The 15,384-nt window shown below is 59.2% G+C and carries 12 protein-coding genes; 7 read left to right on the top strand and 5 right to left on the bottom strand.

Annotation, left to right across the window (positions count from 1 at the left end):
* Window positions 1-327 precede the first annotated feature (327 nt).
* From argH to argF, 6 genes are all read left to right on the top strand, one after another.
* Window positions 328-1,728, top strand: coding sequence for an argininosuccinate lyase (gene argH / locus ACNQFG_RS02565; protein WP_154255776.1), 1,401 nt, complete (start codon window positions 328-330; stop codon window positions 1,726-1,728).
* Window positions 1,725-2,666 carry an N-acetyl-gamma-glutamyl-phosphate reductase gene (gene argC, locus ACNQFG_RS02560; protein ID WP_423405875.1) on the top strand — a complete coding sequence of 314 codons (942 nt, stop codon included), beginning with the start codon at window positions 1,725-1,727 and terminating at the stop codon, window positions 2,664-2,666. The genes argH and argC overlap by 4 nt, the downstream gene beginning before the upstream one ends.
* A gap of 56 nt (window positions 2,667-2,722) precedes the next feature.
* Entirely contained in the window at window positions 2,723-3,952 is a 1,230-nt protein-coding gene (gene argJ / locus ACNQFG_RS02555; protein WP_423405874.1) for a bifunctional glutamate N-acetyltransferase/amino-acid acetyltransferase ArgJ, read from the top strand.
* Window positions 3,953-4,157: 205 nt separating this feature from the next.
* On the top strand, window positions 4,158-5,012 hold the full coding sequence (gene argB / locus ACNQFG_RS02550; protein ID WP_005938551.1) for an acetylglutamate kinase: 855 nt from the start codon (window positions 4,158-4,160) through the stop codon (window positions 5,010-5,012).
* Between the two features lie 132 nt (window positions 5,013-5,144).
* Window positions 5,145-6,350, top strand: a complete 1,206-nt coding sequence (locus ACNQFG_RS02545) for an aspartate aminotransferase family protein (RefSeq protein ID WP_423405873.1) — start codon at window positions 5,145-5,147, stop codon at window positions 6,348-6,350.
* Window positions 6,347-7,258 (top strand): ornithine carbamoyltransferase, encoded by a 912-nt coding sequence (argF, locus tag ACNQFG_RS02540; protein WP_423405872.1) that lies wholly within the window; start codon window positions 6,347-6,349, stop codon window positions 7,256-7,258. The genes ACNQFG_RS02545 and argF overlap by 4 nt, the downstream gene beginning before the upstream one ends.
* 187 nt (window positions 7,259-7,445) lie before the next feature.
* Here argF and ACNQFG_RS02535 read toward each other — a convergent pair whose 3' ends face one another.
* The 5 genes from ACNQFG_RS02535 to ACNQFG_RS02515 all read right to left on the bottom strand — a co-directional run bounded on the left by ACNQFG_RS02535 (window position 7,446) and on the right by ACNQFG_RS02515 (window position 13,364).
* Window positions 7,446-8,027: a methyltransferase family protein gene (locus ACNQFG_RS02535; protein WP_249236089.1), complete on the bottom strand. Its 582-nt coding sequence runs from the start codon at window positions 8,025-8,027 to the stop codon at window positions 7,446-7,448.
* 33 nt (window positions 8,028-8,060) lie between these two features.
* The gene (locus tag ACNQFG_RS02530; RefSeq protein ID WP_423405871.1) at window positions 8,061-8,537 is read right to left on the bottom strand and encodes an NUDIX hydrolase; all 477 of its coding nucleotides are present in this window, start codon (window positions 8,535-8,537) and stop codon (window positions 8,061-8,063) included.
* A gap of 267 nt (window positions 8,538-8,804) precedes the next feature.
* Window positions 8,805-9,659 carry an SDR family oxidoreductase gene (locus ACNQFG_RS02525; protein ID WP_423405870.1) on the bottom strand — a complete coding sequence of 285 codons (855 nt, stop codon included), beginning with the start codon at window positions 9,657-9,659 and terminating at the stop codon, window positions 8,805-8,807.
* Between the two features lie 21 nt (window positions 9,660-9,680).
* The gene (locus ACNQFG_RS02520; protein WP_423405869.1) at window positions 9,681-11,057 is read right to left on the bottom strand and encodes an MATE family efflux transporter; all 1,377 of its coding nucleotides are present in this window, start codon (window positions 11,055-11,057) and stop codon (window positions 9,681-9,683) included.
* A 63-nt stretch (window positions 11,058-11,120) separates the two neighbouring features.
* Window positions 11,121-13,364, bottom strand: coding sequence for a glycoside hydrolase family 3 N-terminal domain-containing protein (locus ACNQFG_RS02515; RefSeq protein ID WP_423405868.1), 2,244 nt, complete (start codon window positions 13,362-13,364; stop codon window positions 11,121-11,123).
* Window positions 13,365-13,766: 402 nt separating this feature from the next.
* Here ACNQFG_RS02515 and ACNQFG_RS02510 point away from each other — a divergent pair, with 402 nt between their 5' ends.
* The gene (locus tag ACNQFG_RS02510) at window positions 13,767-15,284 is read left to right on the top strand and encodes an MFS transporter (RefSeq protein ID WP_423405867.1); all 1,518 of its coding nucleotides are present in this window, start codon (window positions 13,767-13,769) and stop codon (window positions 15,282-15,284) included.
* Window positions 15,285-15,384 lie beyond the last annotated feature (100 nt).

The raw sequence follows: 15,384 nt of genomic DNA, 5'->3' as shown, positions 1-15,384 counted from the left end.
ATAACATCTTCCCTTTCGTGTGTTTTCACACTTTCACACGGAAGTTCCATCCAACCGGCATCGTTGCCGGCGGCACCGCCGCAGGAGCGTTTTCCCCTGCGGCGGCTTTGCCGTTTTTAGAAGAAATTGACGAACCCTCTCAGTCAAACCCTGACGGGTTTGCCAGCTCTCCCGAAGGGCGAGCTTTATGCGCAGTTCGGCAAAGCCGTTCTTCAAGTGGGGAAGCTCTTGCTTTTCGCAGGCAGAAGAAAAGCTCCCCCCTCGGGGGAGCTGGCACGGCGCAAGCCGTGACTGAGAGGGTTTGGACATAAAGTAAAGGATAAAACTATGGCAGAACAACTCTGGAAGGGCCGTTTTTCCAAGGCCGTGGATTCCCGCGTGAACGACTTCAACTCCTCCATCCGCTTCGACCAGCGCATGATCGCGCAGGATATGCGCGGCAGCGGCGTGCACGCCGCCATGCTGGCAAAGCAGGGCATCATCTCGGAAAAGGACTGTGAGGACATCCTCAACGGTCTGGCTTCCATCGCCGATGATCTGGCAGCCGGCAGGCTGGAGATCGACCCCAATGCCGAGGATGTGCACACCTTTGTGGAGCAGACCCTCACCGCCCGCATCGGCGACGCCGGCAAGCGGCTGCACACCGGCCGCAGTCGCAACGATCAGGTGGCGCTGGATATCCGCCTGACCCTGCGGGACTACAGCCACACCCTGCAGGCCTACATTGTGGAGCTCATCAAGGTCATCTGCAAAAAGGCCGGTGAGAACACCACCGCCGTCATGCCCGGCTACACCCATCTGCAGCGTGCCCAGCCCATCACCTTTGGCCACGCCCTGATGGCATATGCATCCATGCTGCTGCGCGACCTGCAGCGCTTTGAGGATGCCACCGCCCGCATGGACGCACAGTGCCCGCTGGGCAGCGGCGCGCTGGCTGGCACCACCTACCCGCTGGACCGCCAGTTCACCGCCGAAAAGCTGGGCTTTGCGGCTCCCTGCGCCAACAGTCTGGACGGCGTGTCCGACCGCGATTTCTGCATCGAGCTGGCCAATGCAATCTCCATCTGCATGATGCACCTGTCCCGGCTTTCCGAGGAGATCATCCTCTGGTGCAGCTGGGAGTTCAAGTTCATTGAGCTGGACGATGCCTTTACCACCGGCTCTTCCATCATGCCGCAGAAGAAGAACCCCGATGTTACCGAGCTGATCCGTGGTAAGACCGGCCGCGTCTACGGCGACCTGAACACCCTTCTGGTGATGATGAAGGGCATTCCCCTCGCTTACAACAAGGACATGCAGGAAGATAAGGAAGCTATCTTCGACGCAGTGGATACGCTGGAGCTGTGCCTGAAGACGGTCACTCCCATGCTGGACACCATGAAGACCATTCCGGCCAACATGCGCCGCGCCGCCGCCAAGGGCTTTATCAACGCCACCGACTGCGCCGACTACCTCACCAAGAAGGGGATGCCCTTCCGCGATGCCTACAAGCTGACCGGCTGCATGGTGTCCGACTGCATCGCAAAGGACAAGACCCTTGAAGAGCTGACCCTCGACGAGTTCAAGGGCTACAGCGCTCTGTTCGAGAACGATATCTACGATGCCATTGATCTGGTCAAGTGCTGCGAGGGCCGCACCAGCTACGGCGGCCCCAGCGAAGCCAGCGTGAACAACCAGATCGCACTGGCAAACGCACAGCTGGATGCGTGGGAGGAAAAGAACGCATGAGCGTGAAAGTTTTTATTGATGGCTCTTCCGGCACCACCGGTCTGCGCATTGCCGACCGTCTGGCGCAACGCCCGGAGATCGAGCTGCTTTCCATTTCCGCAGAGGGCCGCAAGGATGTGAACGAGCGGGCGAAGGTCATCAACTCTGCCGACCTCGCCTTCCTCTGCCTGCCGGATGCCGCTTCCAAAGAGGTCATGCCTCTGCTGCGCCCGGACGTGAAGGTGCTGGACACCTCCACCGCCTTCCGCACCGATGCCGCATGGGACTACGGCTTCCCGGAGCTGGCGGGCCAGAAGGAAAAAATCAAAAACTCCTGCCGCGTGGCAGTGCCCGGCTGCTATGCCAGCGGCTTTATCAGCATTGCCCGCCCGCTGGTGGAGCTGGGCCTTGTACCGGCAGAGTATCCCTTCAGCTGCACCGGCATCTCCGGCTACTCCGGCGGCGGCAAAAAGATGATCGCCGAGTACGAGAGCGCTGATCGCCCGGCGCACAGCAAGCTGGATGCACCCAAGAGCTACGGTCTGGGCCTTGCCCATAAGCACCTGCCGGAAATGCAGAAGATCAGCGGCCTTGCCCACACCCCCATGTTCGTGCCCGTGGTGTGCGATTACTACTGCGGCATGCAGGTGCTGGTGCCGCTGGATCTGACGCTGGCGGGCAGCACCGCCGAACAGGTGGCCGAGGGCATCGCCGCCTATTATAAGGATGGCGCGATGGTCTCCGTCCACGCCCTGAACGAACCGCTGCCGGAGAACGGCCTGTACTCGAACGCTATGGCCGGTACCGACCGCATGGAGCTGTACATGACCGTGAACGCTGCAGGCGACCAGATGATGCTGGTCTCCCTGTTCGATAATCTGGGCAAAGGCTCTTCCGGCGCGGCCGTCCAGTGCATGAACCTGATGCTGGGTCTGAACGAGGTCGAAGGATTAGAGTGAAACCTCTCCGTCATCGCTCACGCGAGGCCGGAAAGGTCGATAGGGGGAAGAACGATATGTCTTACAAGGAAGTATCGGGCGGCATCTGCGCGCCCAAGGGCTTTGCAGCGGCTGGCGTGCACTGCGGCATCCGCGCAAACCATGCAGAAAAATACGATCTGGCACTCATCAAGGCGGACGTGCGCTGCGCCGCCGCCGGTGTGTACACCACCAACAAGGTCTGCGGCGCACCCATCAAGGTGGACCGCGCCCACCTGAAGGACGGCTACGCACAGGCGATCATCGTGAACAGCGGCAACGCCAACACTTGCGCCGCCAACGGCGTGGCTCTGGCCGAAGAATGCTGTGAGCTGGTGGGCAAGGAGCTGGGCATCCCCGCGCAGGACGTTCTGCCCGCTTCCACCGGTGTCATCGGTCAGCCCATGGTCATCGACCCCTTTGCCCGGGGCATCCCTGCCGCCGCCGCAAAGCTGGCTGCGGACGAGCAGGGCAGCACCGATGCCGCCACCGCCATCATGACCACCGACACCCACAAAAAGGAATACGCCATCCAGTTCGAGCTGGGCGGCAAGACCTGCACGGTGGGTGCCATTGGCAAGGGCAGCGGCATGATCGCCCCCAACATGGCAACCATGCTGGCCTTCTACACCACCGATGCCGCCGTCTCGCCCATCCTGCTGGAAAAGGCCCTCAAGACCGTGGTGCCCGGCACCTACAACCAGATGAGCGTGGATCTGGACACTTCCACCAACGATACCTTGATCATCATGGCTTCCGGCCTTGCAGGCAACCCGGAGATCTGCGAGGAGAACGCGGACTACCACGCCTTTGTGGCGGCGCTGACTGCCATTGCCGAGCACATGTGCGCCGAGCACGCCGGTGACGGCGAGGGTGCCACCCACCTCATCACCTGCGAAGTGACCCACGCCCCCGACCTGAAGACCGCCCGTGCCGTCAGCCGCAGCGTGGTGTGCTCCAACCTGTTCAAGGCCGCAGTGTTCGGCCGCGATGCCAACTGGGGCCGCATCCTGTGCGCCATCGGCTACACCCCCGGCGATTTCTCCATTGATAAGGTCTGCGTGTGGCTTTCCAGCAAGGCCGGTGAGGTGTATGTGTGCGAAAACGCCGCCTACCACCCCTACAGCGAGGACGAAGCCGCCAAGGTGCTGGCTGAGCACGATGTGCTGGTCAAGGTGGACATGGGCACCGGCGATGCATCCGCAAAGGCATGGGGCTGCGATCTGACCTACGATTACGTCAAGATCAACGGCGACTATAGAACTTAATGGAACTCCCCCAGTCGCCTGCGGCGACAGCCCCCTCAAAGAGGGAGCCTGAAAGCCTCCCTCCTTGAGAAAGACTCCCCCGGCCGGGGGAGGTGGCACGAAAGTGCCAGAAGGGGAATGGGTGGCATCGCGTAGCGATGACGGAAGGAGTTCGTCTGGTGGAAAACGAATGCCGGAGCAAGCGTGCTGGCGGCAAGGAGAGTATATGAAAAACGAAGAAATGGCGCGCCTTTTCTCTGAGGCGACACCCTACATCCAGAAGTATCACGGAAAGACCATGGTGGTAAAGTACGGCGGCAATGCCATGATCAACGAAGAACTGAAAAATGCCGTCATGAACGATCTGGTCACCCTTACCCTGCTGGGTGTGCGCGTGGTGCTGGTGCACGGCGGCGGCCCGGCCATCAACGAGATGCTGAAAAAGGTGGGTGTGGAAAGCCATTTCGCAAACGGTCTGCGGGTGACCGACGATGCCACCATGGAGATCGTGCAGCAGGTGCTGGCCGGTAAGGTGAACAAGGATCTGGTGGCAAAGCTGCGCGGCCGCGGCGTGGGCCTGTGCGGCATGGACGGCCAGATGCTGCGCTGCACCGAGCTGGACCCCCAGCTGGGCCATGTGGGCGAGATCGTGCATGTGGACGCTACCCTGATCGCAAGCCTGCTGGACGGCGGCTTCATCCCCGTGATCGCCACGGTGGGCATGGACGATCTGGGTCAGGCCTACAACGTGAACGCCGACACCGCCGCTGCGCAGATTGCGATTGCGCTGAAAGCGGAGAAGCTGGTATCCATGACCGATATCGCGGGCCTGCTGCGGGATAAGGACGACGAGAGCACCCTCATCCCCGAGGTGGAGGTGTCCGAGATCGAGGGCTATAAGTCCGCCGGCATCATTGCGGGCGGCATGATCCCCAAGATCGGCGGCATGGCCGATGCCATCTATCAGGGCGTGCACGAGGCGGTCATCATCGATGGCCGTGTGCCCCACTCCATCCTGCTGGAGCTGTTCTCCAACCGCGGCTCCGGCACCCGCTTTTACCGCCGCAGCCACCGCGAATAAGCATTGCGCAGGTGCCGTGCAGGCGGTATAATAAGAAAAATGACCCTCTCAAGCCTTTGCCAGCATTTTCTGGCGCGAAAGCGCCTGAGAGGGTTTTCTGTTCACAGTTTCTGTTCACAGGAGGGTACACCTATGGATTCTGAAAAAGTCATCAAGCGGGACAACGAATACGTCCTGCACACCTATAACCGCAACCCTATTGTGCTGGAAAAAGGCCACGGCCTGCGCGCCGCAGGCCCCGAGGGCCAGCAGTATCTGGATTTTACCAGCGGCATTGGCGTGAACAGCCTTGGCTACTGTGATCTGGACTGGGCCGAGGCCGTCTCGGAGCAGGCCCACAAGCTGCAGCATACCTCTAACCTTTACTACACCGCGCCCTGCGGCAAGCTGGCCAAAAAGCTGTGCAAGCGCACCGGCATGAGCAAGGTTTTCTTCGGCAACTCCGGTGCCGAGGCCAACGAGGGTGCCATTAAGGCCGCGCGCAAGTACAGTGTGGACCACTACCGCAAGGACCGCACCACGGTCATCACGCTGGTGAACAGCTTCCACGGCCGCACCATCGCCACCCTGACCGCCACCGGTCAGGAGGTGTTCCACAACTACTTCGGCCCCTTCAACGAGGGCTTCCTGTATGCTCCGGCAGGCGATATCGAAGCGCTGGAGGAGCTGGTGGACCGCACAACCTGCGCCGTGATGCTGGAACTCATTCAGGGCGAGGGCGGTGTGATGGCGCTGGACCCGGACTACGTGCAGGCCGTGCGCAAGCTCTGCGACGAAAAAGACCTTGTGCTCATCGTGGACGAGGTGCAGACCGGCGTGGGCCGCACCGGCACCTTCCTGTGCTGCGAGCACTACAACCTCAAGCCGGACGTGGTCACGCTGGCCAAGGGTCTGGGCGGCGGCCTGCCCATCGGCGCAGTGCTGATGAACGAAAAGGTAGCCGAGGGCATGGGCCCCGGCACCCATGGCTCCACCTTCGGCGGCAACCCGGTGGTCTGCGCCGGTGCCAACGTGGTGGTGGACCGCATGGACCAGAGCTTCCTTGCCAATGTCAACGAGCGTGCCGTCCAGCTGCGCGCGGGCATCGCAAAGCTGCCCCATGTCAAGAGCATTTCCGGCATCGGCCTGATGGTGGGCGTCGAATTTTTCGGCGATGTCCGGGCGGCGGACGTCCTCGCCGCCTGCCGCGAAGCGGGCCTGCTGGTGTTGACAGCCAAGACCCGCCTGCGCCTGCTGCCGCCGCTGACCCTGACGGCACATGATGTCGAGAAGGCACTGGCCATCCTGAACGAAGTGCTGAGCGAGATGGCCCAGAAGTCTCCGAAGGAGCAGGCATGAAAAATCTGCTGAAAATGAGCGACCTCTCCCCCGAAGAGCTGCACCACATCCTCGATGTGGCCGACCGGCTCAAGGCGGAGCAGAAGGCCGGAGGCACGGCACCGCTGCTGCACGGCAGGAGCGTGGCGCTGATGTTCTCCAAAAACTCCACCCGCACCCGCACCAGCTTTGAGGTGGGTGTGTACCAGCTGGGCGGTCTGGGCAACTACATGAACACCGCCGAGCTGCAGGCCGGGCGCGGCGAGCCCCTCAAGGACACCGCCCGGGTGCTGGGCCGCTACTACGACTGCGTGGTGTGGCGCACCTACCGCCAGAGCGATCTGGAAGAGTTTGCCGAGCTGGCCGGTGTGCCGGTGATCAACGGCCTGACGGATTACGCCCATCCCTGCCAGGTTCTGGCCGACCTGATGACCATTCGGGAGCGCCGGGGCAGCCTTGCGGGCCGGAAGCTCTGCTTTGTCGGCGACGGCAGCAGCATGGCAAACAGCCTCATCGTGGGCGGACTGCTGGCTGGGATGCAGGTCACCTGCGTCTGCCCGCAGAGCTACCGCCCGGCGGCGGATGTGCTGATGTTCGCCCACAAGTATGGCCCGAAGTTCCATCTCCTCACTGACCCCGCCGAGGGCGTGAAGGACGCCGACGTGGTCGTGACGGCGGCCTGGAACACCGCCCCCGGCACACCGGAGAGCGAACGCCGCCTGCGTGATTTCGCGGGCTTTCAGGTCACGAGCGGCCTGCTGAGCGGAGCAAAGCCCGACGCGATGCTCCTCCACTGCCTGCCCGCCCACCGGGGTGAGGAGATCTCCTCGGCAGTGTTCGAGCAGCACGCACCAGAGATCTTTGACGAAGCCGAGAACCGCCTGCACGTGCAGAAAGCCGTGCTGGCCATTCTTCTGGCGAACCAATAAGCGGGAACATACAGGCCTCACAAAACAGCCGTTTGAACGGATAGAAAGAAAACCAGAACGCTCAGCTGGATCAGCTGTGCAGTTCTGGTTTTCTGCTGTTTGTAAGAGCAGGGAGCGTCCTGCGGTCACAACGTTTCAATTCTTAAAAATTCCTGTCCTGCCGGAAACAAGTGCGGCAAACTGGAAGTTATCGCTTTCTGCCAATATAGCGACAAACTTTCTTCTTATATTGCAGATACTCATTTCCAAATGTGGCAAATAAAAAATCTTCTTCGACATTGACAATCTGCAAATGGTACATGATGACCGCAAATACCGTTAGGAAGCACAAAATCCAGTTAAAAAACATCAATAGTGTGCCAATATATAAAAGGTCAAATCCCAGGAAGGCGGGATTGCGGCTGATTTGATAAATGCCGTTTGTCACAAGCTCCGTTTTATCGGTTTTGGACACTCCTGCTCGCCAACTGTCACGCATCGTCCATACCGCAACGATAAATATAGCCGTTCCCGCAACACTCAGTATCGCTCCAAAAATCCGAACGGAAACAGGGCTATGCTCCGTTTCAAAAAAAATACTGGAAAGCCCCGCTATAAAAACAAGAATAGCCGCAATCTTCATGGTGATTTCCACGAATTTCACAAAACCAACTTTGTTCTTTCCGATTTGGTCTGTCTGTATTCCCTGCTTTTTTTGATGGAACATTTTCACAAAATAGCAACCATAAAAAGCTATTATGCTTGCTATGGAAATCAACTTAAATTCCATTGCCCTTATCCTCTCAAACTGGAAGTTGCATGATTATTCATATTCTGTCCTGATAGTGAATTGTTTGGGAAGATTGTAAATGTTTGTTTTCAGAAATATAGGATAGAAATATTCATCCTGTAACCGTTCAAATGCAAGCCATTCAAAGTCATGTATATGGTGACCTTCATAGAGTGTAAACCGTTCTCCTTTTTCCAATAATCCTGTTTCGGAAATGTCCATCAGATAATAGATACAGATTTCATGGTAATTCAGCTTATCAACATCTTCAGTGAAAAAACTTTGGTTCAGCCATAAAGGACGAATAATTTTAGGTGTGATATTCAGTTCTTCCTCTACTTCTCTAACAACTGCGTGTTCGGCAGTTTCTCCCATCTGAACTCTGCCACCAGGCAAATAAAAGTATGGGGAACGTTCATCGTGCATTGCCAGGATTTTGTTGTTAGAAATAATGATAGCACAAACCCTATAATTAAACTTTTTCCGGTTAGAAACATAAGTAATGTCCATCCATCTTTCCTCCGTCAAATTACGATTTGTTGAACTAAGCCGAGTATATACCACACGCGCGGTCGAATGACCACTCATATATATGAGAATTTGCCCGAAATGCACCCTTCTGGTATAAAGTCCAGTGCGCGGCACCTTGCCAGCGGTGGATACACTTCGGATATGAAAAAGTCCCATGCCGACACCGTGACGGTGCAGACATGGGACTTGATGCTTTTCGGCCTGGCCGGGCAGCCGGAACCGATCCGGACAGGCGTTTACAGGGTCTTACACGCCCGAATAGGCGGAGAAGCCGCCGTCTACGGGCAGGCAGATGCCGGTGATGAACCCGGCGGCGTCGTTGTTCAGCAGGAACAGCAGTGCGCCGACGAGGTCTTTTTCACTGTCGCCGAAGCGGCCCATCGGGGTGGCGGCAAGGATCTTGCCGGTGCGGGCGGTGGGGGTGCCGTCTTCCTTGTAGAGCAGCTTTGCGTTCTGCTCGCTGGCGAAGAAGCCCGGCGCAATGGCGTTGACCCGGATGCCCACCTTGCTGAAATGGACGGCCAGCCACTGGGTGAAGTTGGTCACTGCGGCCTTGGAGCCGGAGTAAGCCGGGATCTTGGTCAGGGGCAGATAGGCGTTCATGCTGGAAATGTTCAGGATGTTGCAGCCCTCGCGGCCCACCATCTGGCGGGCGAAAGCCTGGGTCGGCAGCAGGGTGCCGATGAAGTTCAGATTGAACACCATCTCCACGCCGCTCTCGTCAAGGTCGAAGAAGGTCACGGTGTCGGTGTCAAGGTCGCCCATCTCGAAGTATTCCTTGTCGGTGTTGGCGCGGGCGTTGTTGCCGCCGGCACCATTCACGAGGATGTCGCAGGGGCCGAGGTCTGCCAGCACGTCTTCGGCCACCTGCAGGCAGTTGGCCTTGTTCATGACGTTGCAGGTGTAGCCGCGGGCTACGCCGCCCTCGGCCTCGATCGCATCGGCCAGCTCCTTGAGCTTTTCCATGTTGCGGCCCAGCAGGGCGACTTTTGCACCGGCCCGCGCCAGCGCTCTGGCGAAGATGGAGCACAGGGTGCCGCTGGCACCGGTGACAACGGCCACCTTGCCGGTGAGGTCGGTGTTCAGAACGTTCTTTTCCATAACAGATCTCCTCTTCGTTGCTTAAACTTTGCCCGCGCCCCTGTCCAGGATCTTATCGAACCGGGCAAAGAAGGTGATGGTGGTGATGGTGGCGGCCAGAATGTCGCTGACCGGCTCGGCCAGAAACACGCCGAACACCGGGTTCGGCAGCAGGTGCGGCAGAATGAAGATGAGGGGGATCAACAGAATGATCTTGCGCAGGCAGGCCAGCAGCAGGCTGACCTTAGCCTGCCCCAGCGCCATAAAGCTCTGCTGGCAGGCGATCTGGAAGCCCATGGCAAAAATGCCCGCCATGTAAATGCGCATGGCCCACGTGGTGTACTGGATCAGTGCGGTGTCCGAGGTGAAAATGCCGGCTACCACACCGGGCACCAGCATCATCAGCACCCAGAAGATGGCCGTGTAGCCGAAGCAGACCAGAAGCTGGAAGCGGAAGGCTTCCTTGACGCGGGCCTTCTTGCCTGCGCCGAAGTTGAAGCTCATCACCGGCTGTCCGCCCTGGCAGACGCCGGAGACCGGCATACTGGCCAGCTGGGATGCGCTGGTGATGACGGTCATGGCACCCACAGCCACATCGCCGCCGTACCGCGCCAGACTGGAGCTGAAGCTGATGGAAAGCAGGCTTTCGGTGGAGAGCATCACAAACGAGGAGATGCCCAGCGCCAGGACGGGCAGCACGATCTTCCCTTCGGGCTTGAGGTACTCTTTCTTCAGCCGGAGGGTGGTCTTGGGGCCGGTGAGGAAACGGATGATCCAGATGGCACCCACAGCCTGGCTGAGCACGGTGGCGATGGCGGCACCCCGCACCCCCAGACCAAAGAGGAAGATGAGGATGGGGTCGAGCACGATGTTGATGACCGCACCGATGACGGTGGTCAGCATACTGATCTTGGCAAAGCCCTGTGCGGTGATGAAGGGGTTCATGCCCAGCACGATGAGGACGCAGACCGAGCCGAGGATGTAGATGCGGCTGTACGCCAGCGCATAGGGCAGGGTGGCATCGCTGGCACCGAACAGCCGCAGCAGCACCGGTGCCCCGGCATAGAACACGACGGTCAGCAGCACCGAGAAGATCAGCAGCATGGTGAAGCTGTTGCTGACGATCTTTTCCGCCTGGTCTTTGTCTCCCTGGCCCATGGCGATGGCGGTGCGGGGCGCGCCACCGGCACCAATGAGCATGGCAAAAGCGTTCAGCAGCATCAGAATGGGTGTGAACAGCCCCACGCCGGTCAGCGCTGCCGCGCCAATGCCCGCAATGTGGCCGATGTAAATGCGGTCCACGATGTTATACAGCAGGTTCACCACCTGCGCCACCACGGCGGGGATCATGAGCTGCAGCATCAGCTTTTTGATGCTGCCGGTGCCCATATCTCCTTGTTTTTTCTGTGTTTGTGCCATTGGTTTCTCCTTGCATGAAAAGGGCGGCCAGCACCCGAAAAGAGGTGCTGGCCACCGCATATTTTAATACGACAGGCCGAAATTCAACTCATAGTAATTGCCGGCGGCGTCACGGTAAGCGTAAGCCTTGCCGTTTTCGTCCTTCATGCAGTCGGGCATGTAGGCATCCTTGGCGTAGCCGGGCACATCGTTGGGGCTGATGCAGACGCCGTCTGCATTGACGGCCAGCACTTCGTCGCCCTTGGGCAGGGTCAGCGGCAGCTTGCCGACCGGGGCAAAGCGGCCGAACAGGACATCCAGCGTTGCGGAGGGGTAGGTATCGAAGCCGACGGTCAGCGCATCGGAGACTTTTTCGATGTTGCCGACTTCCCAGGCCAGCGGGCAGTTGATGTTGGAAACGACCTTGCCGCCGTGTGCGTGGACCGCCTCGGCGATGCCGGGGATGCGGCTGGCACCGACCAGCGTGGTCTCCTGATGGGTCTCGGCGGTGGGCTTGCCGCTTTCATCCACGTTGCAGACGGTCTTGCCTTCGCAGATGTCCAGCTCCAGATAGCCCGGCGTTGCATTGAAGTATGCACCGGACTGCGGGCTGACCATCAGCAGGGCGACATCGGCCTCGGCGGGGTCGGCCACCAGCGTGACATTGCCCAGCATCTCGCGCAGGGCCTTGGTGGCAGCTTCGCCGGCCTCGGCGCTCTTGCCGAAGGCCTCGGCGTAGACCTTGCAGCCATCCTTCAGGGGCAGGGTGCCGTCGTTCTTCAGCAGGACGACGCTCTCGCGGTGGACGCGGCTGGCCTCTTCCCAGTCGGCCTTGGTGGCCACGACCTCGGCAGCCTTCCGGGGGTCTGCATAGGGGTCTTCGAACATGCCCTGACGGAACAGCTCGGTCAGGGTGCGGCGGACGGCGCGGTTCAGGCTCTCGTCGGTCAGGACAAGGTCTTCCTTCCGGAAGCCTGCGGGCACTTCGTGGGTGTCGTAGTAGCCGTTGGTAGCACGGGCGTAGCTCTCCTCGCCGAACGCATTGTCCAGCAGACCGGAGATCAGGTCCACGCCGCTCTGGGTGACGGCGTAGCCGATGCGCTCCGGCTCATCCAGCATATCGACGCCCCAGCACATGTTGTGGACGATGCCGGTGTCGGAGTTGATGTAGCCCTTGAAGCCCATCTGGCTGCGGAGCATCCCGTCGATGAAGACCTTGTTGTAAGCGAAGCCATAGGGATTCAGCGCGATGGGGTTGCCCTCGAAGTCCTCCTGCGGGGCGCTCTTCTCAGCGGACGGCTTGGAGTAGTAGGGCATGATGGACTCGGCGTTGTGGCGGATGGCCGCACGGAAGGCCGGGATGTGGTACTTCTGCAAGGAACCGGGGGTGGCGTAGATGTTCCACTGACCTGCTGCATAGTGGGGGTCGAAGCCGTTCTCACGGGCACCGCCGCCGGGGAAGTGCTTCACGGTCACGGACACGCCGTCCGGGGTGACGCCGTTGCTGCCGCCCTGGATGCCGGGGATGAGGTGGTCGAAGATCTCCTCAATCAGCTCCGGGTCCTCGCCGAAGGTGCCGAAGGTGCGCTGCCAACGGGGGTCGGTGACGCAGTCGGCCATGTACATGTAGCCCTTCTTCAGGCCGCAGGCGTTCCACTCGCGGCGGATGGTGTCGGCGAACTTGTCGATGATGTCGATGCGGGCGGTGCCCTTGACGGCCGCTGCGATGCCCAGAGTGCCGGGCCAAGTGGCGAAGACACCGGCGGCATCGTTCATGCCGAAGACGACCTCGCCGTTCTCGTTGCGGCTGTTGGACATGACCTGCATGGGCACGAAATGCTCACAGGTCTCGGTCAGGTATTGCAGCTGGTTCAGATAGTCGGCCAGGTCTTCGGGGGTGGGGTTCTCGCGCAGGATGACATGGCGGTTGAAGCACTTTTTGACCATGTCGGAGGTGCTGGGCAGCGCCTGATGGCCGAAGATGCTGTCGGAAACGTCCACCGGTGCCTCATCCAGCAGGCCGGAGTCATCGCCCACAGGTTTGTGGCCGTTGGCGGCCAGACGGGGCGAGGGGTACTTGGGGCCCATCCGCCAATCAGAGGTGAACAGCTGGCCGATCTTCTCGCTGGTGGTCAGGGTCTGGACATAGGCTTCGGCGCGCTCTTCAGGGGCAAGGCGCCAGTCGTTGACGGCGCTGACGGTGCCGGTGCCGTCGATATCCTTGAAATAGAGGCCGTCCTGTTCGATGACCCGGCGCTCCACCGTGCCGATGGTGGGGCCGTTTGCGTTGACATAGCGCTGGACGCGCTGGGATGCTTTCGTTGCCATGTGATTTCTCCTTTTTATTTTACGCCGTCTGCGGTGGGGTTCGTGATACCTATATTATAATGGCAGACCCCAGAAAGGGATTAGAAAAATTTTTGGAAAAATCCGCACTTTCCTAATATTCTTTTCCATGTAGATCCATGCAGGCGGAGAAAACTGGCAATGTGCTGTACTAGTATATCAATGCCATGTGCAATTTGACCAATAGGTTTTTGGAAAGTTGTGAAAATTGCTTCAAAATAGTAAAATCGTCCTGTTTTACCTCAAAATATTACTAACAGAATTTCAAAATATCGTTCATAATAAGGACATAAAGTCCCGATGTGCCGCACAGTGGCAGGTGCGGTTTCCAAACGGGGCAAAAACGGAGAACGCCTTGTTTACAAATTAAGGAGAGAAAACGAAATGGCAAAAACGAGAAGTCTGCCGGATAAGTACTACGACAAAGACTACGAGCACAACGGCATCCACCGCGTTCCGCTGTGGCGCATCGCATGCTTTGCACTGAACAACACGGCTACCAACCTGTACATGCTGATGATGGGTTACGCTACCTACTACCTGATGGGCTGGGTCGGCGTCGGCATGATGATGGCCTCTTCCCTGAGCATGATCATGCGCATCTGGGACGGTGTCACCGACCCGTTCGTCGGCTTCATGGTCGATAAGACCAACGGCAAGTTCGGTAAGAACCGCCCGTTCATCGTCATCGGCAATATCATTCTGGCCGTGACCAGCTTCATCCTGTTCCACGTCACCCACCAGCTGCCGCAGGCAGTCCGCTTCCCCTTCTACGTTGTGGTCCTGATGATCTACTATCTGGGCTACACCTGCCAGTGCGTCGTTACCAAGTCTGCACAGTCCTGCATGACCAACGACCCCAAGCAGCGCCCCATGTTCGCTTCCTTCGACGGCGTGTTCAACACCGTTCTGTTCGCTGGTCTGGCGGTTGTGTTTGCTAATATGGCAAACAGCTACAAGGATGTCGGCGGCTATGCTTCCACCCAGTTCTTCCACAGCCTGTGGGTCATGACCGCCATTGTTTCCGGTATCTTCACCCTGCTGGCTGTCATCGCCATCGCCCCGAAGGACCGTCCGGAGTTCTTTGGCACCGGCAAGCCGGTCAAGGTCGGCCTGAAGGATTACTGGGATACCCTGAAGAACAACCGCGCCATCCAGATGCTGATCCTGTCCGCATCTACCGATAAGCTGGGCTCCTCTGCCCGTACCAGCGCTGTCTCCGTTGCTATGTTCGCCTGCATTGCCGGTTCTACCGTTCTGCAGGGCAACGTGACCGCTCTGACCACCATCCCCAGCGTCATCGTCACCTTCCTGGCCATCTCTCTGGTGGCTACCAAGTTCGGCCAGCGCAAGGCCATGATCATCGGCTCCGTCGGCGGTCTGGTCGTCAACGCTCTGACCATCGCCCTGTGGCTGCTGGGCGACCCCACCACCATGACCTCTGACCCCGCTAAGGGCACCCTGAACTGGGGCTACTTCCTGATCCTCCATGTTGGCCTGAGCATCATCTACGCAGGCTTCCAGGGCATCTCCGGCAACATCGTCATCCCCATGACTGCGGACTGCGCCGACTACGAGGTCTATCGCTCCGGCAAGTACGTTCCCGGCCTGATGGGCACCCTGTTCAGCTTCGTCGATAAGCTGGTCTCCTCCTTCGCTCCCATGATCGCCGGTGTCATGTTCACCATGTGCGGCTTCGCTGACCACAACCCCGTTGAGGGCGACGTGGCTACCATGAAGCTCCGCATCGGCTGCGCCTTCTGCTACAGCGGCATCATCATGATCGGCCTGCTGTGCAACCTGATCGCCATGAAGTTCTATCCCCTGACCAAGGAGAAGATGGCTGAGATCCAGGACGAAGTTGCTGCCATCAAGATGAAGGCAATGGCTGAAAACGCATAATCCAAGCTGCCACGCTTTCTGATTCTGCGGAAACTACATCCCATGGGAAAGACCGCTCACCGGCTACGTGCACAGTGGGCGGCTTTCCCGATTTTATGAG

Origin of the sequence: Faecalibacterium prausnitzii, from assembly GCF_049532945.1 — a bacterium.
In the GTDB taxonomy this organism is placed as follows: domain Bacteria; phylum Bacillota; class Clostridia; order Oscillospirales; family Ruminococcaceae; genus Faecalibacterium; species Faecalibacterium prausnitzii_N.
This window is presented reverse-complemented; position numbering and strand designations above follow the sequence as displayed.